Origin of the sequence: Microcella humidisoli, from assembly GCF_024362325.1 — a bacterium.
GTDB classification, from domain to species: Bacteria; Actinomycetota; Actinomycetes; order Actinomycetales; family Microbacteriaceae; genus Microcella; species Microcella humidisoli.
In genome coordinates this window covers 1,261,707-1,285,594 of record NZ_CP101497.1, presented here as the reverse complement: position 1 = coordinate 1,285,594, position 23,888 = coordinate 1,261,707, and the positions used below count along the sequence as shown (strand labels likewise).

Annotated in this window: 16 protein-coding genes and 3 tRNA genes; 8 read left to right on the top strand and 11 right to left on the bottom strand. The window is 66.3% G+C overall.

The window, feature by feature from the left end; all coding sequences use genetic code 11:
• Nucleotide 1: 1 nt before the first annotated feature.
• Complete coding sequence (locus NNL39_RS06160) at nt 2–613, bottom strand: hypothetical protein (protein ID WP_255160808.1); 612 nt, start codon at nt 611–613, stop codon at nt 2–4.
• Complete coding sequence (locus NNL39_RS06155) at nt 582–6,647, bottom strand: hypothetical protein (RefSeq protein WP_255160807.1); 6,066 nt, start codon at nt 6,645–6,647, stop codon at nt 582–584. Before NNL39_RS06155 ends, NNL39_RS06160 begins: the two co-directional genes overlap by 32 nt.
• Before the next feature lie 461 nt (nt 6,648–7,108).
• Between NNL39_RS06155 and NNL39_RS06150 the strand changes: the two genes are divergently transcribed.
• On the top strand, nt 7,109–7,273 hold the full coding sequence (locus NNL39_RS06150) for a recombinase family protein (protein WP_255160806.1): 165 nt from the start codon (nt 7,109–7,111) through the stop codon (nt 7,271–7,273).
• Between the two features lie 18 nt (nt 7,274–7,291).
• On the top strand, nt 7,292–7,468 hold the full coding sequence (locus NNL39_RS13030) for a recombinase family protein (protein ID WP_407665155.1): 177 nt from the start codon (nt 7,292–7,294) through the stop codon (nt 7,466–7,468).
• Nucleotides 7,469–7,715: 247 nt separating this feature from the next.
• Here NNL39_RS13030 and NNL39_RS06145 read toward each other — a convergent pair whose 3' ends face one another.
• The 8 genes from NNL39_RS06145 to serS form a co-directional block, all read right to left on the bottom strand.
• The gene (locus tag NNL39_RS06145; protein WP_255160805.1) at nt 7,716–10,469 is read right to left on the bottom strand and encodes a class I SAM-dependent DNA methyltransferase; all 2,754 of its coding nucleotides are present in this window, start codon (nt 10,467–10,469) and stop codon (nt 7,716–7,718) included.
• A gap of 610 nt (nt 10,470–11,079) precedes the next feature.
• Nucleotides 11,080–11,706, bottom strand: coding sequence for a hypothetical protein (locus tag NNL39_RS06140; protein WP_255160804.1), 627 nt, complete (start codon nt 11,704–11,706; stop codon nt 11,080–11,082).
• A 394-nt stretch (nt 11,707–12,100) separates the two neighbouring features.
• Nucleotides 12,101–12,173, bottom strand: a tRNA-Arg gene (locus NNL39_RS06135).
• Between the two features lie 58 nt (nt 12,174–12,231).
• Nucleotides 12,232–12,320: transfer RNA gene (locus tag NNL39_RS06130), tRNA-Ser, on the bottom strand.
• A 49-nt stretch (nt 12,321–12,369) separates the two neighbouring features.
• Nucleotides 12,370–13,674: an LCP family protein gene (locus NNL39_RS06125; protein WP_255160803.1), complete on the bottom strand. Its 1,305-nt coding sequence runs from the start codon at nt 13,672–13,674 to the stop codon at nt 12,370–12,372.
• A gap of 37 nt (nt 13,675–13,711) precedes the next feature.
• Nucleotides 13,712–13,796, bottom strand: a tRNA-Ser gene (locus tag NNL39_RS06120).
• Between the two features lie 103 nt (nt 13,797–13,899).
• Nucleotides 13,900–14,703 carry an HAD family hydrolase gene (locus NNL39_RS06115; RefSeq protein ID WP_255160802.1) on the bottom strand — a complete coding sequence of 268 codons (804 nt, stop codon included), beginning with the start codon at nt 14,701–14,703 and terminating at the stop codon, nt 13,900–13,902.
• On the bottom strand, nt 14,700–15,965 hold the full coding sequence (gene serS, locus NNL39_RS06110) for a serine--tRNA ligase (RefSeq protein ID WP_255160801.1): 1,266 nt from the start codon (nt 15,963–15,965) through the stop codon (nt 14,700–14,702). The genes NNL39_RS06115 and serS overlap by 4 nt, the downstream gene beginning before the upstream one ends.
• A gap of 72 nt (nt 15,966–16,037) precedes the next feature.
• Here serS and NNL39_RS06105 point away from each other — a divergent pair, with 72 nt between their 5' ends.
• Complete coding sequence (locus tag NNL39_RS06105; RefSeq protein ID WP_255160800.1) at nt 16,038–17,027, top strand: diacylglycerol/lipid kinase family protein; 990 nt, start codon at nt 16,038–16,040, stop codon at nt 17,025–17,027.
• Between the two features lie 12 nt (nt 17,028–17,039).
• Here the strand turns inward: NNL39_RS06105 and pheA are convergent, their stop codons facing one another.
• Nucleotides 17,040–17,990, bottom strand: coding sequence for a prephenate dehydratase (pheA, locus tag NNL39_RS06100; RefSeq protein ID WP_255160799.1), 951 nt, complete (start codon nt 17,988–17,990; stop codon nt 17,040–17,042).
• A gap of 64 nt (nt 17,991–18,054) precedes the next feature.
• Here pheA and pgm point away from each other — a divergent pair, with 64 nt between their 5' ends.
• The 5 genes from pgm to NNL39_RS06075 all read left to right on the top strand — a co-directional run bounded on the left by pgm (nt 18,055) and on the right by NNL39_RS06075 (nt 23,849).
• A complete protein-coding gene (gene pgm, locus NNL39_RS06095; RefSeq protein ID WP_255160798.1) occupies nt 18,055–19,665 on the top strand; it encodes a phosphoglucomutase (alpha-D-glucose-1,6-bisphosphate-dependent) in 1,611 nt (536 codons plus the stop codon).
• Nucleotides 19,658–20,851 (top strand): MalY/PatB family protein, encoded by a 1,194-nt coding sequence (locus tag NNL39_RS06090; RefSeq protein ID WP_255160797.1) that lies wholly within the window; start codon nt 19,658–19,660, stop codon nt 20,849–20,851. The genes pgm and NNL39_RS06090 overlap by 8 nt, the downstream gene beginning before the upstream one ends.
• Nucleotides 20,852–20,902: 51 nt before the next feature.
• The gene (locus tag NNL39_RS06085; protein WP_255160796.1) at nt 20,903–21,676 is read left to right on the top strand and encodes a nucleoside phosphorylase; all 774 of its coding nucleotides are present in this window, start codon (nt 20,903–20,905) and stop codon (nt 21,674–21,676) included.
• Complete coding sequence (gene add / locus NNL39_RS06080) at nt 21,673–22,647, top strand: adenosine deaminase (RefSeq protein WP_255160795.1); 975 nt, start codon at nt 21,673–21,675, stop codon at nt 22,645–22,647. The genes NNL39_RS06085 and add overlap by 4 nt, the downstream gene beginning before the upstream one ends.
• Nucleotides 22,648–22,757: 110 nt before the next feature.
• Nucleotides 22,758–23,849, top strand: coding sequence for a BMP family lipoprotein (locus NNL39_RS06075; RefSeq protein ID WP_255160794.1), 1,092 nt, complete (start codon nt 22,758–22,760; stop codon nt 23,847–23,849).
• Nucleotides 23,850–23,888 lie beyond the last annotated feature (39 nt).

The following is a 23,888-nucleotide window of genomic DNA, read 5'->3' as shown; positions in this document are numbered from 1 at the left end:
GCTATTGGTCGGCAGCGGCTAGCTTCGATGCCAGGCGCACGAGCTTGCCCAGAGACCGCGCACGTTCCGACACCCGCTTCTCTGCCACTTCGAGCGGCGCAGCATCCGTGTCGCTACTGCCCTCATAGCTAATCAGGCGCTCAAGTCGCCGGAACGTCGTCGGATGGATGGCGTCGCTGGCCCTTACCCAGTCAGCGTCATGATCGATAGCGGTCAAGGCGGCGTAGGTGACCAGCGCTCGGACCAGGTCCTCGCCGATTCTGTCCACGGCCAACGCCAGCTTCAACGCCTGATTGGTTTCAATCTCCGCCACTGACGGCCCCGGCTCATCATCGAATGGCCGGAAGTAGGAGAACAAGCCTTTGGCCTCCGGGTCCAGGCGCGCGATCGCCCGCTCCACGCTGTCCGTTGCGGCGAGGGGGTCCCTCCGGAACCCGACCTCACGTCGGTGCGCCCAGATCTGCAAGATCAGTTCTGCGACCGCGTCCTCCGCCTCGAGTCGCGCCCTACCCTTTAGCGACTCGAGTGCCGCCAGACGCTCGGCGAGATGCTGCGCCATCCACCTCGAGAGGAGGTCGTGCTCATCCAGGCTGTCCGCGATCTGCTGGCCCAATGATAGGACGGCCGCGCGCGTCTCGCCATCCGGCACCGGGGCTGAAGAGGAAGAACTTGACGTAGTCATCGAGGTATCCCAGTGAGTCGTGGTTCGAGTTGCGTCGGGTGGACTCGGCGTAGCGGTCGATTCGCACTTCGACGATAACGGCCATGCCGGTGTGTGTGGCGACGCTAGTAAGCAGCTCTGGTGATACACGCAGACGAGTGCCGTGCGGTCCGCTAGGTTCGCGCCCATGGTCCCTCAAAGACCAGGATTCCGCCGTTGCCGCCAGCACTCCATCGGATGTGCTCCAACTCATGCCGTCTTCACTTGAAGACAACCCCACCGCATCGAGGACCGTCCGGCTCGGCCGAGGGGTGGGGAATTGCACATCGCGGGCGAAGTCGTCGCGGCGGTCGACGCCAGTCTCGTGGTGAGGACTATCGATCCAACCACGAAGCTGGAACGATCCGTTGTTGAAGGTGAAGTCTTCGTCGTCGGTCAGGGGGAGGCGATGATTGGTGAACGATGGTGCAGCCTGCAGTGCCCGCATTAGCGCCATCCCAGTGTCCTCTGCCACCAGCGAACTGGTCACAAATGTGTTGTCCCAACTACCGTAATGGGACTGGCGGGCGGCGGATCGGACGGTCACCCAACCGTCTGCGTGCAGGAACTCCGGGGTGAAGTCGTTCGCCTCAACCTTCCACAGCCAGTCATCTCCGTAGCTGTGCTGTCGACGTTCGTGCCCGTCCGGGACCGGCCTTCTGATGTCCGCGATCCACCGGCGATCCTCGCGTCCGAGGTCGAACTGCGCGAACCACTCGTCGAACGCATCTACGCCCTCGTCGGGGTCGCGAAACCGCGTTGTCGATCGCAAGAACCGGCCCGCGACAGTCAGCAGGGCATGATGGCTGAGGTAGTACTTCAAATCTTCCGCCACCGGGAAGTCGTACTTGTAGAAGTAGGTCTCTTCGCTGCCATACGCTCCTGCGCGGCGGCGGGGATCCTCCTTCAGCTCGATCGAGCTTCGATAGCCCCACTCGTCGAGGATCAAGTCGCTCATCGCCCGCACTACTTCCTGGTGGGTGGTTTGGAACGCCTCGCTGAGCGGGGCGATCGAGTACTCCTCGAAGTCGAAGTGGAACGAGAAGTCAGATTTAGCCGCATGGTGTCCGTACGGTTTCGGAGCGCGCGGCCGCTCGAACCTGCGCACGTCGTCGAGCGACGCCCGCGGGATCGTGGCGGATTGGGCGAGGCTGGAGTCATCGCATCGGTGCGCAATCTGCATGCAGAGGTGCTGGATGCGGGCATGGTCGAGGTTTGCTGCGCTGAGGGCCGATATCGAAGCCAGCAGCGGGGTCACCCGCTCGGGATCGTCGACCGCGACGCGCTCGGCGGCCACCAGAAATCCCTCGATGGCGTGCCATCGGTAGAACGGGAATCTGGGGTCCGCGAAGCCGACTGGCGCGTCATGAAGGACCATAAGCGTCAGCGCCTGTACCGCGTCACTGGCGCCGAACGAAATGAGGAAGCGAGCGGCGTGAGTTGCTCGCCACCGAGTTGACGCGCGAGGGTCTGACAGCGCCGACCAGATCGTTGCAGCGACAGCCGAACCCGCGTCGGCAGTGGTCGGGATCTCGACGCCTGCTGGCGACCATGGATCGATCTCGAGGGCGCTTTCCAGCGCGCGGAGCGCTGCCGTCAGTGCACGCACGGCATCGGGAGCAGCGAGTAGCGGTGCGACACCTCCAGCCAATCTGTAGCAGGAGTCAGCGGACGCGACCGCGACCTCCGCATCGGTCAGCTCGAGGGCTCGCAGCAGCACTGACCGTTCGTCTGTCCCCAGCACCGCAGCGAGGACACCGAGCTCGAGCCCGAGTGACACGCCGGACGTCACATCCGCGGCACTACGGAGGAGGTAGTCGTTGCCAAGCGTTCGCAGAGCTATTCGAAACGCCTGACTCGAAGAATTAAGTCGGCTAGCACGGCGAATGAACTCGGCACGCTCCCAGACGCTGAACGAATCTTCGTTCGAGAACGCCGCGAGGATCGACACCCAGGTGTTTTTCGGGCGGCGTTCTATCTCATCAATCACGAACGACGCAGCCGAACCATGATGCCCGTCGTGGATCGCTGCCGCCGCTTCCGCCATGCCGGTCTGAGAACCAAGATCCAACAGGCGAAGTGACCCGCGCAGGGCCTCGCGCTCCTGCTCGCGTTTAGACTCCCAGCTCGGATCGTCCAGGGTCGAGTTGACGTAGCCTCCATCGTGCTGGGGTCGGCGCGGCCTCAGGCCATACTGCTCTGCCCACCTTGGGTCGACGTCCTCCGCTGCGATCTCGCCGCCGCGAGCCCAAGCGAGCTCTTGCACGGCGCGGAATCGTTCATCTGTGAGGGAGCCCGTCTCGGAGAGCGCGGCCGCCTCGTACCCGAGATCGCCAGCGTCCGAGAACGGGCTGAGCGCAATCCCAAGCTCGGGGTGGCCGGCAAGAACCCCGTCAGCGTTAGCCCTTAGGGCGCCGATCAGCGACCCGAAGGATCCGAACTGCCGATCGCGCCACTGGCTCGCGATAGCGAGTGATCCCGGTCCCGCCATCCGTTCCAGGGCAGACAGGAGATTCGTGGAGTTTAAGCCGTTGTACAAGTACGGCTCAAGCCGTTCGGCTGTGTCTGCCAGATGTTTTGCCAGCAGAAAGGCCTCGTTGGGGTCGTCGACGATGGAGCCTCGCGCTAGCGAAACGATGGACTCCCAGCGCTGCCACGTGTCGTCGCCGACGCGCGAGACGATCGTCACCGCCTTGCTGAAGTAAGCATGCGCTTCTGCCCGGTCGAACAGGCACATGGCACGAGCGATACGAACAAGGTCGTCGGCCATCTGATCTGCAGTCTGCTGCTCGGCCTCTGCGCTCGCTGCCGACGCGGCCGCGCACTCGTAGGCGGAGTCGACGAACCTTGCATCGCCCTGCAGCGATGCGATCATGTCTGTCGCCACGAACAAACCCGAGTGGTCTTGCGCCGACCTGAGGACTTTCTCGAACGAGCTTGCGACACGGGCCGAGCGCGAAGACCGAGCCAACTGTGCGGTCATCGGGCCAGCGATCCGGCGCAGGAGGATCGGATCTCGGTAGGAGGAGCGTTCCGTAGGGTAGCTGTCGAGGAGCTTCCGGATGCCGGCCGCGGTGGATTGCCCGATAGCCCAACCGGCCCATCCGTGCAGCCACGGCAGCAGGCGGGTCAGCTCGGCGTTGTCTTCCTCTCGGTTGCCGCGGGCGAGACTGTCGCGCGCAGGTTCCAGGTCTTCGATCTGGAGGGCGCGGCCCCGCAGGGCGGCACTCAAAGCGTAAGCGCAGAGGAGTCCGGTGTTGTCAGCTCCGTGGTAGTCACCGAGTCCCCGAGGCGGGGTCTTCGGCAGATACTTGGCGAGTAGGTTGAGACCCTGGCGGACTGTCGCAATTCCCGAGCGAACGCTGTACGCGGTGATCCATGCGACTCCCCTATAGATGGCGTCGGAGATCCCTCCCATCGAGAAATCGTCGGAGTCGATGTCTACGCGCGCCCCGCGCAGCGTGCGCCACGCTCGTTCGGCATGGTCGCGTGACAGCGGCAATCCCAACTTCTGAAGTTCCGCAGCTATCGCCAGACTCAGGGAAGATGTCCGCGCGGCCACGCCGAGACGTTCCACCCGATCCCGCTCCCCACGGGCCAGCAGGATTGACGCGACCGACCGCGATTGATCGAACACCCACCGCGCCGGCTGCCAACCCTCGAGATAGCGTGCGGCCAACACCTCGTTCTGAAGCCAAGCCGTAGCGAGCGCGATGTTTGCCCCGTGGCGTGGCTCGAGCTTGCCTTCACGGTGCTCCGGCGAGGTCTGCACCCACGCAGAGATCGCCGCGCGGGCACCCCGGAGTCGGTTGAGAGCGTCTCCCCGCCGCCCCTCCGTCATGGCGAGCATGACCGCCTCGCTATTGAGGACCGACCCCGGCCATTCAGTCGGGATCAGGCGGGCCGCTCGAATCTCGTCGAGCGTTGTGCCATCGATAACCTCTCCCGCGAGGTCTGGATGATCGCGCAGCAGCGTGTAACGACGCTCCGAACTCGCAACGGCAGCCCCTGCAAGCATTGCCAGGTTAACGACGGCAGCAGGGTCACCGACTCGGATCGCGGCGCGAAGCGCGAACGATGTCCGCAGCTGGGCGATCTGACGCCGCTCGACCTCACCCGCGGCAGGCAGTCCCTCCTCGGAAACCGCGAGGGCGGCGAGATCCTGGAAACGCCCGGCTTCCCACAAAACTTGAGGTAAGGACGCCGCCGCGTACCCGTTCGACAACGACAACGCTGTTAGCTCCCGGATAACGCGATCAGCGTTCTCCTCTGAGAGCGGGTAAAGGTTGCGGAAGAACGTTTCAGTCGGCTCGTCGAGGAACTGCACCGCATCCTCTTCGATGACCAGCCCACGGCCGAGGTCGGACACGAAACTCCGGATTAGGCTCTCATCGCGACCCGTCAGCGACGCGATTACCTCGACCGGGATCCGCGGCCGCAAAGTCGCGAGGAGTTGCCCCGCGAACTCGAGGGAGCCACGGTCGCCGCCCGCCGCCTCGATAACGTTGTTGAGCTGCTTCCCCAGCAGCTGGGCCACGGGGTCACCCCCGATGGCGGACAGCCCCGTCAGGGAGCTCAGGCACTCGCTGAGGGTGGCTGTCTCGCTCAGCACCAGAGCCTGGATGCGTGGGTTCGCTGAAGTCCTGCGATGGAACTCCGCGATGTCGTTGTCGGTCGCGCCCGGGTGCACGGCGCGAAGCATCAATTCCGTCTCGTCAATCGAGAACTCTGCGAGCTGATGGATCTGAACCTCAGACGGTGCGCGGAGTTGGGCGACCCGGTATGGACGAGCGGTAACGACGATGTGGACCCCGTCGATGGGGTCGAGCTGCAGAAGGTCGTGCACGAATGGCTGGTCACCGCGCGCCTCGGCGGCGATCACAGCATTGTCAGCAGCGTCCACCACGACTACCAGCTCGATGCCAGGTGCGCTTTCCGCGAGACGACGCCGCGCCTCCCGCAGCCGACGGACGAACGCTTTCGTATACTCTGCGGATCCGGTCGACGCGCGGGGGATGATCGGCGCGCTCAGCGCCTGAGCCGCCAGCTCCGAGGCGATCTGAACCAGGCCATCGCGGTGGCGGTGGCGCGGTTTATCTGGCGCCCGATAACTGCCGTTTCCGAAGCAGTCGTAGATGACTACGACTGCCCGCTCCTTGAGAAGGGTCGGCAGTGATGCTGCGAACGTCGTCTTCCCGGCCCCTCCAACCGCGGAGATAATCGTCGGTCCCGCACTGCCGAGCACGATGTCCGACAACTCCCGGTACGCGACCCGGGCGACCGTGCCCTCGAACGGAGGAATGAGAGACGGGGCCGGGACGAGATCTTCGACCGTCACACCGAACGCCATCGCGACCGTGGATACCTCGATGGGCCCGCTGACGTCCCCAGCCGCGCGACGACTGACGTGATCAAGGAGAACGGGCGGAACGGTGCTATCCGTCTCTCCGGTCAACTCTGCGGTGAGCACCTGAAGCTGAGCTTGTAGCGTTGCGAGTTCCGAACCGGCACCGTCGAAAGTGAGGCGGTCTAGCAAGTCCGCTGCCTGCAGTTGGTCAGTCTCCAGCCACCCGAGTAGTTTCGAGGCGATCGAGTTCTTCCCGATCGGCTTCCCAGTCACGACCTGCTCAATGGCATTCTGCAGGGACGGGTTGACCGGGCGGTTGGAGGTGACCACATACGCTGCGTCGGCTGTCATCGGAATGCGTAGTGCGGCGTACTTTCTCCTTTCGATCTGCGAGAACTTGCGGAACGTCGGGCCGAGTTCCGAGAGACCCAGTCCCTTGGTGGCTCGCTTAGTCGAGTACTTGAGCTGCCGAACTATCACCCGGTCGACGGCTTCGCGTGCGCCATAGTATTCGGCCAGGTCGATAACTTCATCACCCGGCACCGGTTCCCCAGCCGCTCCCTCGACCCAAACCTGAAAGAGTTCGGACTGCTGGTCCAAGAGTTTTAGGGACTGGACGGCCGCCCAGACATAGTGGAATCGATCACCCCTGCGACTGTCGGCTACCGACTCTGCGAAGCTATCGGAGGGGCTGGGTGCCGGCCCGGGGTCCGGTGGGCTCTGTGTCGTAGTGATCGCCTCCTTGGCTGGCGAGAGTCCCGCGGCGACTGCTCCCGTCATGGACCAACGTCCCCGCTAATCCATTTGCCTTTGCAGACACGCTATACCGCTGACTACGCATTGGGCACTGCCGCACGCGGACAACTCATGTTGACCTGCCTGTCATCCATGGTCCCAGCCTTAGTGGTTGCCTGGCGGCGCGTGCGGCGCTGTGATCGTGTATCTCAGTTTGATCGCCTATTGAGACCGTGAGCTGAGCAGACGCCACGCGCGGGTGCTGAGTCTCATAGCTCTGTCTCGAATCTTCGGGAATTGAGAGACGACTCGCTAGCCTCAGCCGAGTGACGACCTTCGCCTATATCCGGACCAGCACAGCGGAGCAGAACAACGCCCATCAGCGCGACGCCATCGCAGCCGCCGCCATCCCCGAGAAGTACGTCGATAACGACGAAGGGATCTTTGGAACGCTCGTGACCCTTCCGCAGCTCGTTGCGCTACTCGATTGACTGGACGACGGCGACGAGGTGGTCGTATGGAAGCTCGACCGGCTCGATCGGAACACGCGCAATGTCCTCGAGCTCCTCGAGACAATTGGGAGCAAAGAATCGACGTTGCGCTCTCACCAAGGGCATCAGCACCGGTGGCCCCATGGAGGAAGCCATGCTGACGGTAAAGACCGCCTTCGCGCCGCTCGAGCGTGACACCCTCGTCGAGCGCAAGCGCTGGCCTGGCCCGCCCCAACTCAGGGACGGCTCGGCGGCAGGCCGGCCGAGGTCGAGGTCGAGGTCGAGGTCGAGGTCGAGGTCGAGGTCGAGGTCGAGGTCGAGGTCGAGGACAGACTACGGGGACGTGTCCACAAGCTCGCAGCGATCGGAGACCACACCGAGTGGAAACTGCGGAGATGCTCCAGATCAGTCGAGCCACGTGGTACCGGGCACTTCAGTCGCTTTAGTCAGCGGCTCCACCGACAGGTGACGTCAGTCCCGACTTCGCCGTTCGTGCTTCCTTCTCTTGCACGAGCTCTAGCAGATGAGCAACTCGCTCGTCGGCCGAGCCGAAGCCTTCTGTTCGATAGAGACGATCTACGTAGGCGTCGATCGCGGTGTGCGCGGTGCGCAGCTCGATGGGCATGACGACGGGATCGTAGAGATCAGCGAGTGTCGAATCCGGGTACAACGCCCGAGCGCCAAGCACAGCTCGACCAAGCTCAGCTAAGTGTGCTCTCTCGGCGTCTGAGATCGGTGGCAGTACGAAGTTGTTGTAGACGACGTCTTTCGAGTACCGCAGCCGACTCTCGAGTCGACCGCCAACGGTGCGAAGCCAGTCGTTGTGCATAGCGCTCGTCAGCAGAGCAAAGACGTCTTCAGTCGCGCCTTCGATCGCGAGGCACGAATCGGCGATGACGTTCCCGGGCCCGAAGAACTGCATCGGCACATACGGCCTGCGTTCCGACGACACTCGCGGGATCGCCAGCACTGTGGTGTGGGGCGACTGGGTGATCTGGGCGAACAGGTGCGGGGTGTCGGCAAGGCCCGGTCTGGCTGATGCGGACCGGACCTCGCGTGTTGCTGCGATGCGCGCGGCGACCAGGGGCATCGCCCTCAGTTGCGCCGGAGAGATTCCTTTCAGCCAGAGCGTGAATCGTTCGTTGCCTTGCAGGAACTCTTTCGCGCCGATGTACGGCAGAATCCATTTCGCGGCGTCGGGTTCGGCTGCCAGGAGCTCGTCGCGCTCGTGCGGCAACAGCAGCAAGTGGCCGCCGTCAGCGGGCATATTCCCGAAGGCCATCCGTGGAGCTCCGCTGATCTGCTCTTGACGGTTGGACACCACGAACTCGCCACCGGCGATCAAGTAGGGACTGATCGACTGGACAAGATCGAGGACCGGTTCGCCAGCAATATCGGGGTAGTCGAACAGCTGAGCCGGCTCCCGCTTGGTTCTCGCGAACCCGACGATCACGCAATGCACCGCGGCGACGCCTCGAGCTGCGTTCGTCCACCGGAAGGTGCGGTGGGCGAAGGTGATGTGGTTGCCACGCTGGTACAGCCGCGGCCACAGGATGCCGGGCTGCTCGCCCTGACTGATCGAGTTCGTTGACACGAACGCGGTCTGAATCGCAGGGTTTGCTTCCATCATCCGGTCGGCCAGGATGTACCAACCTGTGACGAAATCGAGGAACCCTGACTGCGGGTACCCGTTTGCCACAGCCTTCAACTCTGCTTTCTGGCCCCTGTCCATGGTCCGAGAACCCAGGAAAGGCGGGTTGCCGAAGATGAAGTCGAGCTCGTGAGCGTCGATGACGCTCGACCACTCAGTGGTCAGCGCATTCGCGTTGACGATGTGAGCACCCTCGGTGAGCGGCAGCCTGGAGTAGTCGTGGCCGATCTTCTGGGCCGCCTCAGTGTTCATTTGGTGATCCGTGAGCCACATCGCCGTGCGGGCAATCTGCGCCGGGAACTCATCGATCTCGATGCCGTAGAACTGCTCGACCCGCACTCGGAAATCCGTCGCGAGGAACACCATCGTTGAGTGCTTCGCCTTTGCCTCCAGGACCTTCATCTCGAGGCGTCGCAGCTCGCGGTAGGCGACGATCAGAAAGTTTCCGGAGCCGCACGCCGGGTCCAGGAAGTTGAGTTCAGCGATCTTGTCGTGGAACGCGGCCAGGCGGGCAGCGCTTTGCTGTGATCGGCGAGCTTGTTCGAACTCCGTGTAGAGGTCATCCAGGAATAGCGGCTTGATGACGCGGAGGATGTTCTCCTCGCTGGTGTAGTGCGCACCAAGCTCGTGGCGCGCGTCGCCATCCATGACCCCTTGGAACATGGCGCCGAAGATTGCGGGGGAGACCTTGCGCCAGTCCGGCTGGGAGGCGAGTAACAGTGCGAAGCGCATGTTTGCGTCGAAGTCCGGCGCTGCGGTCACCTCCGCGAAGAGTCCGCCGTTCACGTACGGAAAGCGCGCCAGGTCTTCGTCAATGTTCTTCGAGCGTTGATCCTCTGGCGTGTTCAGCACTTCGAACAACTTCGATAGCCGCGGGCCAACGTCGGTGCCGTCCTCAGAGGTTCTGTGGCGCACGTAGTCGCGGAACTGCTTCGGCTCGAAGATGCCGGCGTCCTCAGAGAAGAGACAAAACACCAGCCGCACGAGAAACAGCTCAAGCTTGTGGCCGACATAGCCGGCAGTCTCGAGTGCGTTGTGGAGTTCGGCCATTCGCTCCGCGGCCTGCCGGTTGACCGGCGAAGCTTCCTCGGCCTTGATGCTCTGCTGCTCGATGAGGGGGCCGAAAAGACGCACATGCTTGGGGAGATCCTGCAGTGCGAACTCGGTGACAACTCGCGTATCGAGGTCAATGTGCTGGAACGATGCGAAATCGGACAGCACCACTGCCTGCGGAAGGTCGTGGTCGTCGAGCCCATCGAGGTATTCGAACGCTTGGCCACGCGCGACGTTCAGGTCACGGCCGGCCGACTTCTGCTCCGCGAGCAGGCGGCCCGGGAGGAACATGTCGATGAAGCCTCGACGCCCTCCGTCGAGCTTGACGGCGTACTCGAAGTAGCCGCCGGCGCGGCGTCTGTTGATGCCGAAGACTTCGAGGAAAGCCGCCCAGAACGACTGGCTTTCGCCCTTCTCATACGTCTCGCCGGACCACTCTTCGGCAAAGGCCGCAGCGCGCGCCTGAATCTCGTTCCATGCCAATCTCGCCACAGGCTCACTTTATGCGGACAGGGCGTCATTCCCCGTACCTTGATCGTGGACAAAGCCTCCGCGCTGTCGATCTGTCGTCTGTGTCGAGTCAGGTCATAGAAGAGTGGTTCCGCCGTGTTGCGATAGGAACCAATCGCAAATATCTGGATCGCGTCGATCAGCAGACGGAATCTCGTGCCAGATAGCTCGCCTGCACCCCGAGCCCCCTAGAGGTCTAGCCGGGCGAGGTTGACCTTGCCTGGAAGGGAGTTGTCTCACCAACTGCCTCAGTGCTGATTCCAACATTGGTGCATTGCGCGCGCGACCCAGTTCGATCCGAGGGCATCGCAGTGGAGCGGTCCGTCTCAAGGTGCGCAAGTGTTTGCGGCCGTCAATGTCGATCGTTGAACGGCAGTGAGCCTTATCGCGCATCACTTCGACCATTGGTCGCTTCCGCCTGCTTGAGAATGACTACCGCGACGCTGTCTTGGTTTCATCGAACGCGGATGGCCTGACCAGGGATGAGGCACCGGACTGAGTGGCCAACGCTCATCGCGTCGTATCCGGCGACGGCCTAGCTAACCCAGTTTTCAACGCGAAAGTCTCTTCCGAATCGGAGGAAGTTCCACCCTTACGTGTATTGCGGCAGTAGTACAAACACAATTGCCCCGAAAAGTCCCACAACCAGCCCCGAGACCCATCCCAACGACTCATCTTCCTCGTAGTTCACGATCGCGAACAGCAGAGCACCAAGGAGCGGATTCCCAAAGAACAGCATCGGCATGATGATCCAACCCGCTGTCGCACTGTCGGTTGGGTTGGCGTCTCCATCTTCGTCGAAGTACACGCCGTTGAATGGGGTGGCTCCGCTTGCCAGCATTCCAGCCCACACATAAATGCTCGCCCACCCGATCAGGAGCAGCGCTGCCCAGACTGACTTGCTAACTCTTGGTTGCCCGTTGGGGTCCTCTCTATCCGATTGATGTGTTGCGATCGGCGGTGAAGCCGTCTGAAAGGAAACGCTGGCGGGACTTTTGGACTCAGAGGACTGACGACCTGAGCTCGCGACCTCGTCGTTGCGAAAGCGAGCGACAAACATCGAGAGCAACGGCCATGTTGCGACTGGGAGAAGAACGAGGTTGAGCAAGACGAACCCCAGTGGCGTGGTGTCCGCGAACAACGGCTGTGCTTCGAGCAGAAAAACCAGCCAAACGAGGAACGCGCTCAATACGAACCGTTGAACCAAGCGCACCGCCATTGTCACATTCTCGCCGAAGACTCGGCGAAAGCTCGATTCCAACCAACACGGAGGCCGACCGTTGCCTCAGCCCGTCAACACTCGGATGATGCGCGAATCCGCTCGCGACACTCGCACCGACGTGGACAGGCCCGGCCCACGGGGTTTGGATTCGCACACCTACGCTGGGGCTAACGACCAGGTGAACTCCAGCTCGAGTTGCGGTTCCTAAGGAAAAGCACGTCTCGACCAAGACGACACCCGACACCCTCTGACTGCACTCTGGTGAGCCGCCCGCATTAGACCGAGACCTTCAAGCGTCAGTTTCTAGGAAACTGAATAGCACGTGGGTTGCATGAGGAGCTACGAAAAACGAGAGGCCTAACCAGACTTGCGTCTGATCAGGCCTTACTCGCGCGCCCGAAGGGACTCGAACCCCTAACCTTCTGATCCGTAGTCAGATGCTCTATCCATTGAGCTACGGGCGCATGCCGCGCTGAGCGCGAACCGAACAAGCCTAGCAGTCGAGGACTGCGGCTCGTTCCGCGGAGACGGCGGGATTTGAACCCGCGGTCCCCTTGCGGGGACTCCACCTTAGCAGGGTGGTGCACTAGGCCGAACTATGCGACGTCTCCTAGCAGAGCGGTTCCACTATACCGGCCGCTCCCGGTGCCCGAGCACCCGCTAGTTCGAGACCGAGCAGGTGTAGTCGGCGGCCGACTGCCCCTGCACGCCCGTGAGAACGTCGGCGGGCTTCTCGGGCTCGACCGGCTCGAGCGTGGGCTCGACCTCGGGCTCGGCCTTGCCGTTCTTCGGCACGACCGTCTCGGTCGGCGTCGGCTCCGGCGTCGGCTCTCCGCTCGGGGCGTTGGGGTTGGTGGTCGAGCCGATGCCCGTGTTGCCCTCTTCGAGGCGGAACCGCTCGTCGGCCCGGATGCGGGCGAAGAGCGCGTCGGCGGCCGACTGGATCGGCTGCACCTTGCCGAGGTAGACCCCCGTGCCACCGGTTCGACCCGGGAACTGCACGAAGACGATGTTCTCGGTGGGGATGTTGCGCAAGGCCTGCGCCATCGACACCATCGTGTCGAGGCTCGCGAGGCTGCGCGTGAGCTTCATCGACGAGGTCGCCACCTGGGCGAGGCCGTAGAGCTTGGTGAAGTCGGTCAGCACGCCCTCGTTCTGCACCTTGCGCACGAGCGACGACATGTAGACCTGCTGCGAGCTGATGCGCCCGAGGTCGCTGCCGTCGCCGACGCCGTAGCGCGTGCGCAGGAAGGCGAGGGCCTGCCCTCCCGAGAGCGTGTGCGTGCCCGCACTCGTCAGGTTGAGTCCCGTGTAGCGGTCGCGGATCGGCGCATCGATGCACACGTCGACGCCGCCGACCGCCGTGGCCATCTGCGCCACGCCGTTGAACGAGATCGTGCCGGCGTACGGAACGTCGAGACCCGTGAGCGCTTCGATCGTCAGCACGACGCAGTTGAGGCCGCCATAGGAGTAGGCGACGTTGAGCGGCTGGGCCGACATCGCGTACGAGGCGCCGTCGCCGTCCGGGTCGGGGCACGAGGGGATCGGCACGACGAGGTCGCGCGGGAAGCTCACGGCGACGGCCGACTTCTGGTCTTCGGCCACGTGCACGAGGATGTTGACGTCGTTGAGCGTGGCGCCATCGCGCTCATCGCGGTCGGCCTGGCCCTCGGCGTTGTCGACGCCGACGATGAGCACGTTGAAGCCGCCCTCCCACTCGCCGACCGTGGGGATGACGCGCTCTTCTTCGCCCTCGAGAACCTCGAGCTCGACGACGTCGATGTTGGCGTTGATCTGGGCCACCGTGATGGCGGCGACCGAGACGGTGCTGACGAGCACGACGGCGGTCGACGCGGCCACGACCGCGAGCAGCGTCTTCCACGCGCGCGAACGGCTCAGCCGTCCGTGACGCACGGGCGCCGTGGGCAGCGATCGGATGCCGCGATCGCGCACGGGTTCGCTCATGATGGTCCCCTCGGGAGCACTGCGGGCCTGACTCGAGCGGAGGGCGTGGGATTCGAACCCACGAGACATTGCTGCCCACCAGTTTTCAAGACTGGCTCCATCGGCCGCTCGGACAGCCCTCCTTGGATATCAGTCTTCCATGCTAACCGACGTGCCCTCAGAACTCCTGTTCCGGGTGCCTATGCATCTCCTCCGCATCTGCGCAGGCGGGGATGGCGAGGCGTCTCAGACGGTCGCAAGCGCCTGCGCGAGCCCGTCGTCGGTGTCGCGCGCCGTGACCTCCGAAGCCGCCGCGACGACCTCCGCGGGAGCCTGCCCCATCGCGATACCGCGACCGCAGTGCGCGACCGCCCAGCCCAGCATCTCGATGTCGTTGCGGCCGTCGCCCACGGTCACGACGTGCTCGCCCGGAATGCCCAGGGCATCCCGAACGCGCTCGAGGGCCGTCGACTTGTTGACGCCGTCGGGGGCGATGTCGAGCCAGGCCGTCCAGCCGACGTTGTAGCTCACCTGGTGCAGGCCCATGAGCTCGACGGCGGCGAGGAACTCCTCCATCGCGTGGCCGGGCGAGATGACGACGACGCGCGTCGCCGGCTCGGCGCACAGCTGCTCGAACGGCACCTCTTCACTGATCGCGCCGAGCGCCCCGTCGGGGAACCAGCCGGTGTAGCGGTACACGCCCGTCTCGTCTTCGACGGCGTAGTTCGCGTGCGTGAGATGCGGCCGGATGCTCGTGAGCACCGCCGTCGGATCGAACGTCTCGACGTGGTGGCGCCGGTAGCCCGTCGGCGCGTCGGGGTCGCGCTTGAGCAGGATGGCGCCGTTCGACGCGACGACGTAGGTCGGCGTGATGTCGAGCCGATCGAGCACGGGCAGCGTCATGGCCACCGAGCGGCCCGTCGCGAGCATGACCTCATGGCCCGCGTCGCGCAGACGGTGCACCTGCGCGAGGGCCGACTCGGGCAGCGTGCCGTCTTCGTGCAGCACGGTGCCGTCGATGTCGAGGGCGATGAGCTTGCGATCGGTCACGAGACGGGCTCCAGAACCTCGAGGCCGCGCAGGTAGGGGCGCAGCGGGGCGGGCACGACGACCGAGCCGTCGGCGCGCTGGTGCGTCTCGAGCAGCGCGACGAGCCAGCGGGTGGTCGCGAGCGTGCCGTTGAGCGTCGCGACCGGGCTCGTCTTGCCGCCCTCGCCGCGGAAGCGCGTCTCGAGCCGGCGCGCCTGGAAGGTCGTGCAGTTGCTCGTGCTCGTGAGCTCGCGATACGCGCCCTGCGTGGGCACCCAGGCCTCGACGTCGAACTTGCGCGCCGCACTCGAGCCCAGATCGCCGGCCGCAGTGTCGATCACGCGGTAGGCGAGGCCGAGGCTCTGCAGCATGCCCTCCTGCAGGGCGAGCAGGCGCGCGTGCTCGGCCTCGGCATCCGCCGGATCGATGTAGCTGAACATCTCGAGCTTCTGGAACTGGTGCACGCGGATGATGCCGCGCGTGTCTTTGCCGTAGCTGCCGGCCTCGCGGCGGTAGCAGGTCGACCAGCCGGCGTAGCGCTGCGGGCCGCCCGAGACGTCGATGATCTCGTCGGCGTGGAAGCCGGCGAGGGCGACCTCGCTCGTCCCCGTGAGGTAGAGCTCGTCGTCGGGCAGGTAGTAGATCTCGTCGGCGTGCGCGCCGAGAAACCCGGTGCCGCTCATGACCTCGGGCTTCACGAGCGTCGGCGTGATGAGCGGCGTGAACCCGGCATCGAGCGCGGTGTCGAGGGCGTAGTTCATGAGCGCGAGCTCGAGGCGCGCGCCCACCCCCTTCAAAAAGTAGAAGCGCGAGCCCGACACCTTCACACCGCGCGGCATGTCGATCGCGTCGAGCAGCTCGCCGAGCGCGAGGTGGTCGCGCGGCTCGAAGTCGAAGGCGGGCCGCGTTCCGACCTCGCGCAGCGTCACGAAGTCGTCTTCGCCGCCTTCGGGCACGCCCTCGATGATGACGTTCGGGATGCTCCCCGCGACCTGCACGAACCGCGCCTCGGCCTCGCCGGCCACCGCCTGGGCGGTCTTGACGTCGGCGGCGAGCTGCTGGGCCTGCGCCACGAGCGCGGCCTTCTCGTCTTTCGGCGCCGCGGCCACGCGCTTGCCGAAGGCGTTCTGCTCGGCGCGCAGCGCCTCGAACGCGGTGATGGCGTCGCGCCGCTCGCGATCGGCGGCGATGGCCTCGTCGACGAGCTCGACGCTCGCCCGGCGGGCTCGCTGCGAATGTCGAACGATCTCGGGGTCATCACGCAGCAGCTGGGGGTCGATCACGGCTCTAGTCTGGCACGCGCGGGTTAACGCAAGCCCCGTCGCCCCCTGGGTCGCATGCTCTACTCTGACCGCATGAGCACCCCCGGCGCGGCGGCAGACCCCGCACGCGTGGCCGTCATCGTCAACCCCACCAAGGTCGACATGGAGGCCCTGCGCGCGGCCGTCGCCGCGGCCGAAGAGGAGGCCGGCTGGGCCCCGTCGCTGTGGCTCGAGACGAGCGTCGACGACCCCGGCCAGGGCCGCGCGCGCGAGGCCATTGCCGCCCGGGTGACCGCGGTGCTGACCGCCGGCGGCGACGGCACGGTGCGGGCCGTCGCCGAGGGCATGCTCGATTCGGGCATCCCGATCGTGCTGATCCCCTCCGGCACCGGCAACCTGCTAGCCCGCAACCTTGGGCTCTCGCTCGGCAAGCTCAGCGACTCGCTGACGACGGCCGTCACCGGGGTCGACCAGGCGATCGACGTGGGAATCGCCGAACTGACGCGCGACGACGGCAGCGTCGAGCGGCACGCCTTCGTCGTGATGGTCGGCATCGGCCTCGACGCGAAGATGATCGCCGCGACCAACCCCGACCTCAAGAAGAAGGTGGGCTGGCTCGCCTACGTCGAGGCGACCGCGCGCATCGTGCGCGACGTCGACGCGGTGCGGCTGCGCTACAGCCTCGACGGCTCACCCGAGCGCTCGACGACCATCCACACCCTGCTCATCGGCAACTGCGGGTCGCTGCCCGGCGGCGTGCTGATCCTTCCCGACGCGCAGATCGACGACGGCCTCCTCGACGTGGTCGCGATGCGCCCGCGCAATCTCTGGGGCTGGATGCGCGTCAGCTACGCGGTCGTGTGGGAGAACGGCGTGCTGCAGAAGACCAAGGTCGGCCGCCGCATCCTGGCCGCCGACAAGAGTGTGCGCGCACTGCGCTACTTCCAGGGCCGCCGCATGACCCTGGCCTTCGAGCGGCCGGAGGAGTTCGAGATCGACGGCGAGGAGATGGGCCTCGTGACCCGGCTCGAGGTGCGCGTCGCGCCCGCCTCGCTCGTCGTGCGCGTGCCGCGCGAGGGCTGACCCCGGCTCTGCCTACTCGGGCTCGCCGCTGAGGATCGCGCGCAGCCAGTCGCGGGCGTCGGTGAAGACCTCGTCGCCGTACTGCGAGACGACTTCGATCTGCCGCGCATCCGCCCGGGGGTAGGAGCCGAGGAAGATGACGTTGGGGCTGAACCGGCGCAGGCCGAGCAGGGCGTCGGCGACGCGCTCGTCGTGCACGTGGCCGTCGAGGTCGATGACGAAGCGGTAGCGGCCGAGCGCGTCGCCGATGGGGCGCGACTCGATGAGGCTCATGTTGACGCCGCGCGTCGCGAACTGCTCGAGCATCTCGAGCAGGCGGCCGGGGGCGTCGTCGGGCAGTTCGGCGATGACGCTCGTCTTGTCGGCGCCCGTGCGAGCGGGCAGCTCGCGGCTGCGGCTGACGAGCACGAAGCGCGTGACGGCGTTGGCGTTGTCGCCGATGAGGTCGCCGAGCACGGTCAGGTCATGGTGATCGGTGATGCCGGGCGGCGCGACGGCGGCCTGCGCGGGCGAGCCGGGCTCGAGCAGCGAGGTCGCCGCGGCGACGTTCGAGGCGGCAGGGATGTGCCCGTGGGTCGGCAGCGTGCGCTCGAGCCAGCCCCGGCACTGGGCGTAGGCCACGGGATGCGCGGCCACGACCCGCACGTCGTCGAGGGTCACTCCGGGCCGGGCGACGAGCACGAAGTTGACGGCGACGAGGTACTCGCCCACGATGCGCAGGCCCGGGATCGTCGCGAGCGCATCCTGGGTCGCACTCACCCCGCCCTCGACCGAGTTCTCGACCGCGATCATGGCGCCCACGCTGCGGCCGGTCACGACATCGTCGAGGGCCTCGCCGACGTTGCTGACGCTGCGCCACGCGGCGCCGGCGGCCTCGGGCACCTGGCCCAGTGCCTGCCAGGTGAAGGTGCCGGCCGGGCCCAGGTAGCTGTACGTCGGCACCGGGGCGGGCTGCTGGCTCATCTCCGCAGTCTATTGCCGAGCATCCGCCCACCCCCTCGACGGCCGCCGGTGGTTGGATGGGCGCATGAGCCGCGCCGGAACACCCGCCCAGTCCGCCGACCTCGTCGACCTGACCGCGCTGCTGAGCGCCTACGCCGACCGCGTGCCCGACCTCGATGACCCGGCGCAGCGCGTCGTGTTCGGCACGAGCGGGCACCGCGGCTCGAGCCTCGACGGCGCCTTCACCGACACGCACATCGCGGCGATCACACAGGCGATCGTCGAGTACCGCACGAGTCAGGGCACGACAGGGCCGGTCTTCGTCGGCGCCGACACGCACGCGCTCAGTGCGCCGGCGATGCAGACGGCGCTCGAGGTGCTCGCCGCCAACGGCGTGATGGCGCTCATCGATGCGAACGACGACTACGTGCCGACGCCCGCGCTGAGCCACGCGATCATCCGCTACAACCGTGATGCGTCCGCGAAAGCCGACGGCATCGTCATCACCCCGAGCCACAACCCGCCGCGCGACGGCGGCTTCAAGTACAACCCGCCGCACGGTGGCCCGGCCGACAGCGACGCGACCACGTGGATCGCCGATCGCGCCAACGCCCTCATCGCCGAAGGCAACCGCGGTGTGCGCCGGCAGGCCGCACTGCTCACCGAGCCCTACGACTACCGGCTGCACTACGTCGCCGACCTCGGCAGCATCCTCGACATCGACGCGATCCGCAGCAGCGGGCTGCGCATCGGCGCCGACCCACTGGGCGGGGCGAGCGTCAACTACTGGGCGCTCATCGCCGAGCACTACGGCCTCGACCTGACGGTCGTGAACCCCGCCGTCGACCCGCAGTGGGGCTTCATGACCCTCGACTGGGACGAGAAGATCCGCATGGACCCGTCGAGCCCGAGCGCCATGGCGAGCGTTGTCGCGCGCCGCCACGACTTCGATCTGCTGACGGGCAACGACGCCGACGCCGACCGGCACGGCATCGTCACGCCCGACGGCGGCCTCATGAACCCGAACCACTACCTCGCGGTCGCGATCGAGTACCTGTACACGCACCGTCCGGGCTGGCGACCCGATGCGGCGATCGGCAAGACGCTCGTGAGTTCGACGATGATCGACCACGTCGCGGCCGGTCTCGGTCGGCGCCTGTGGGAGGTGCCCGTGGGCTTCAAGTGGTTCGTGCCCGGCCTCATCGACGGCTCGGTCGCGTTCGGCGGCGAGGAGAGCGCAGGCGCGAGCTTCGTGCGCCGCGACGGCAGCGCCTGGACGACCGACAAAGACGGCATCCTGCTTGCCGTGCTGGCCTCCGAGATCACCGCCGTGACCGGGCGCTCCCCCTCCGCCCTGTACGCGGACCTCACCGAGCGCTTCGGCGCGCCCGCCTACGAACGGGTGGATGCTCCTGCCAGCCCCGCGCAGAAGTCCGCGCTCGGCAAGCTCGACGGCGCGGCCATCACGGCCACCGAGCTCGCGGGGGACCCCATCACGGCACGGCTCAGCGCCGCACCCGGCAACGGCGCGGGCATCGGCGGCGTCAAGGTCGTCACCGACCGAGCCTGGTTCGCGGCCCGCCCGAGCGGCACCGAAGACGTCTACAAGATCTACGCCGAGTCGTTCGCCGGCGAGGAGCACCTGCGGCTCGTGCAGCAGGAGGCGAAGGCGATCGTGGACGGTGCTCTTGCCTGAGACGACGAACGCCGCCGCGATCGATCGCGCCGCGCTGTTCGCGCAGTGGGACGCGATCACCCCCGAGCAGCTGCATGCCGCGGGGAGCATGAAGTGGAGCCTCTTCCCCGGCACCATCGGCGCGTGGGTCGCCGAGAGCGACCTCGGCACCGCCCCCGCCGTCACGAGTGCCCTGCACGCCGCGATCGATGCCGGGCAGTTCGGCTATCTGCCGCGACCGATCGCCGCCGAGATGGGCCGCGCGACGGCCGAGTGGATGCGCGACCGCTTCGCGTGGGACGTCGACGCCGCGCGCATCCAGGCCTTGCCCGACGTCATCACGGGGCTCGTGGTGGCGATGGAGCACTTCTCGCGACCGGGCTCGGCCGTGATCGTGCCGACTCCGGCATACATGCCGTTCCTGACCGTGCCCGCCATGCACGGTCGCACGGCGATCGAGGTGCCGATGGCGACGAGCGGGGGCCGCGCCGTGCTCGACCTCGAGGCCATCGAGCGCGAACTCGCCGCGGGCGCCGGGCTCGTCGTGCTGTGCAACCCGCTCAACCCCGGAGGGCGCGTGTTCGAGCGCGGCGAGCTAGCGGCACTCTCCGAGGTCGTCGAGCGGCACGGCGCGCGGGTGTTCGCCGACGAGGTGCACGCGCCGATCGTGTTCGGCGATGCGCGGCATGTTCCGTACGCGAGCGTCAGCCCCGTGGCATCCGCCCACAGCATCACGGTCACGAGCGCCTCGAAGGCGTGGAACCTGCCGGGCCTCAAGGCCGCGCAGCTGATTCTGACCAATGACGCCGACGCCGAACTGTGGGCGGGACTCGGGCCGTTCGCGAGCCACGGCGCGAGCACGCTCGGCGTCATCGCCAACACCGTCGCGTACCGCGAGGGGCGGGGCTGGCTCGACGCGACCGTCGCCTACTACGACGCCAATCGGCGACTGCTGGCCGAGCTGCTCGCCGAGCGACTGCCCGAGGTCGGCTACACACCGCCCGAGGGCACCTACATCGCGTGGCTCGACGTGTCACGACTGGGCCTCGGCGACGAGCCGGCCGTGACCCTGCAGAAGCGGGCGAAGCTCTCGGTCACCGACGGCCGCGCGTGCGGCGGAGCGGGCGTCGGTCACGTCCGGCTGATCCTCGCGACCCCGCGGCCGATCCTCGAGCACATCGTCGACCGTTTGACCCTTCTGAGGTAAGAGGTATAACCTCCTACTCGGCGCATCGAGGCGCCCAGTCAGGAGATCCCTATGTCAGAGTCTGCCGTTGTCGACAAGGACGCCGTGGGCGTCGGCGAGCGCCAGTACCACATCGCCGTCGCACCGGGAGAGGTGTCGAGCGTCGCCCTTCTGCCCGGTGATCCCTTCCGAGTTCCGCTCGTCGCCGAGTTCCTCACTGACGTGAAGACCGTGGCGCACAATCGCGAGCACATGACAATGACCGGCTGGTACAAGGGCCGCCACATCACCGCGACCTCGACCGGCATGGGCTGCCCGTCGACCGCCATCGCGGTCGAAGAGCTCATCCGGGTTGGCGTCACGTCGTTCATCCGCGTCGGCTCCTCTGCGGGGCTCCAGCCCGGGGTCAAGCCGGGCGACCTGCTCGTCAGCGAGGGAGCCTTGCGCAACGACGGTACGACCGCGGCCTACGCCCACCACGGGTTTCCGGCCGTGCCCGACCTGCAGATCGCGTTGACGCTCGCGGAGATCGCCCGCGAACTCACGAGCGGCACCGACGCGGCGGTGCACAGCGGCATCAATGCCAGCGACGACGCGTTCTATGCCGAGACCCCCGAGTGGATCGCCGAGCTGAATCGGCTCGGCGTGCTGAATGTCGAGATGGAGAGCGCTGCGCTCTACGTCGTCGCTCGCCTTCGGGGCGTGCGCGCTGGCATGATCTGCTCGACTTCGAGCAACCTCATCGACGGCACGAGCTTGTACTCGGGTGTCAAGGAAGCCCTCAAAGAGGGATGGATGCGCAGCATCGAGGCGGCGCTCGAGACCGCGGTGCGCCTGGAACTATGAGCGTACTCATCAACCTGCACAGCCATCTCGAAGGGCGCGTTCGCCCGAGCACGGCCGCGGACCTCGCGCCCGCGCTCGGTCTGGTCGATCCGCCCGAGGGATGGGCCGCGGCGATCGCCCTGGACGCCCCTGGCACCCTCACGCAGTACCTCGTTCGCGTCGCAGCGACCTACCCGTTCTTCCGGTCAGCCGAGGCGGTGCGCCGGATCGCACGCGAAGCCGTGATCGATGCGGCCGCGAGCGGTCAGTCCCATCTCGAGTTGCGTTTCGGGCCAGCGACCCACGCCGACGACGCGAACGGTATCGACGAGATCGTGCGCGCCGCGTGCGAGGGCCTGCGTGACGCGACCGCGATCACGGGCATCAGCGCGGGGATCGTGCTCGCGGCGCTGCGGCATCACGACCCGGAGACGAACGAGCTCGTCGCCGATGCTGCGGCTCGCGCCGCCGGATCGGGAGTCGTGGGCTTCGATCTCGCCGGCGACGAACTGCTCTACCCTGCGCTCGAGCCCCACACGGGCTCCTTCGCGATCGCTCGCGCTGCCGGGCTCGGCATCACGTGCCACGCGGCGGAGGCGGGACCCGCCTCCGCCGCCCGGCAGGCCGTCGAACTGCTCGGAGCGACGCGCATCGGGCACGGCGCGCACATCGTGGACGACCCGGACGTTCTCGCATGGTGCGCCGACCACGGCGTCGTCGTCGAGATCTGCCCGACGTCGAACGTGTTCACGGGCGCCATCGCGCGACTCGACCAGCATCCGGAGGCGGCCTTTCGCGCCGCAGGGGTACCCCTCGTGCTCGGCGACGACAACCCGATGCAGACGGGCTCGGACCTCGCGACCGAGCGCACCGTGCTGCAGCGGGCGTTCGGCTGGCAGGACGACGACCTGGCAGCACTCGACCGCGTCAGCGTGGCAGCGGCGTTCCTGGAGCCCGCCGATCGAGAACGCCTGCACTCGATGCTCTCCTGAGCGCTTGTCGCTCAGTAAGGTATGAGGTATAACTTCATACAACAAGGCGGTCGCGTGACCGTCGTCCCTCTCCGCACCAACGACGCCTGCACCAGAGGAGGCACCACTCCATGTTCCGACGCACACCGCTCGCCCTCATCGGCAGCACCACGCTCATCGCCCTCGCACTCAGCGCGTGCGCCGCCGCTCCCGAACCGGGTACGACAGACGACGCGGGCGCACCCGACTTCCTGCCCTGCGCGGTCTCCGACCTCACGGGCTTCGACGACAACGACTTCAACGAGCTGACCTTCGCCGGCGTCGAGGAGGCGGCGGCCGAGATCGGCGTCGAGGCTCGCGGCGCTGAGTCCTCGTCGGAGGACCAGTACTCCGGCAACATCGGCACGCTCGTCGAAGAGGGCTGCGATCTCATCGTCACGGTCGGATTCGCCCTCGCCAACGCGACGCGCGACAGCGCTCTCGTGAACGAGGACGTCAACTTCGCGCTGATCGACAGCACCGTGACGAACGACGACTTCAGCCCGCTCGAGCTGCCGAATGTGAAGCCCGTGCTGTTCGACACCGCCCAGGCCGCCGCGCTCGCCGGGTACGTCGCGGCGGGCGCCTCGACGACCGGTGTAGTCGGCACCTACGGCGGCATGCCCTTCCCCTCGGTAACGGTGTTCATGGACGGATTCCAGATCGGCATCGAGCACTACAACGAGGTGCACGGCACCGATGTGCGCCTGCTCGGCTGGGATCGCGAGGCGCAGAACGGCCTGTTCGTCGGCAGCTTCGACGACCAGCTGCAGGCAAAGAACATCACGCTGGGGCTGCTCGACCAGGGCGCCGACATCGTGATGCCGGTCGCCGGAACCCTGTTCATCGCCTCCATCGAAGCGGTGCAAGAGCAGGGCACCGACGCGGCCATCATCGGCGTGAACTCCGATGTCGTGGTCACGGCCCCTGACTACAGCGAGTTCATCCTCACCTCGGTCATGAAGAACCTCACGACGGCGTCGCGCGAAGTGACGATGGCCTCGTTCGAGGGCGGCTTCTCGTCCGACCCGTACGTCGGCACGCTCGACAACGGCGGCGTCGGCATTGCGCCCTTCCACGACTGGGAGTCGAAGCTCGACCCGGCGCTCATCGCCGAGGTCGAGGCGCTGCAGGCCGCGATCATCTCCGGCGAGTTCGTCGTCGACTCCCCGTCGTCTCCCTGACGACGCACCGCTCGAGCGCGCCCGGTCGTCCTCCACGAC

Bases quoted from the DNA above. Each gene is read 5' to 3' on its own strand.
- NNL39_RS06075 (WP_255160794.1), top strand. From the start codon at position 22,758: ATGTTCCGACGCACACCGCTCGCCCTCATCGGCAGCACCACGCTCATC.
- NNL39_RS06140 (WP_255160804.1), bottom strand. From the start codon at position 11,706: ATGGCGGTGCGCTTGGTTCAACGGTTCGTATTGAGCGCGTTCCTCGTT.
- NNL39_RS06085 (WP_255160796.1), top strand. From the start codon at position 20,903: ATGTCAGAGTCTGCCGTTGTCGACAAGGACGCCGTGGGCGTCGGCGAG.
- pheA (WP_255160799.1), bottom strand. From the start codon at position 17,990: ATGAGCCAGCAGCCCGCCCCGGTGCCGACGTACAGCTACCTGGGCCCG.
- NNL39_RS06105 (WP_255160800.1), top strand. From the start codon at position 16,038: ATGAGCACCCCCGGCGCGGCGGCAGACCCCGCACGCGTGGCCGTCATC.
- NNL39_RS06125 (WP_255160803.1), bottom strand. From the start codon at position 13,674: ATGAGCGAACCCGTGCGCGATCGCGGCATCCGATCGCTGCCCACGGCG.
- add (WP_255160795.1), top strand. From the start codon at position 21,673: ATGAGCGTACTCATCAACCTGCACAGCCATCTCGAAGGGCGCGTTCGC.
- pgm (WP_255160798.1), top strand. From the start codon at position 18,055: ATGAGCCGCGCCGGAACACCCGCCCAGTCCGCCGACCTCGTCGACCTG.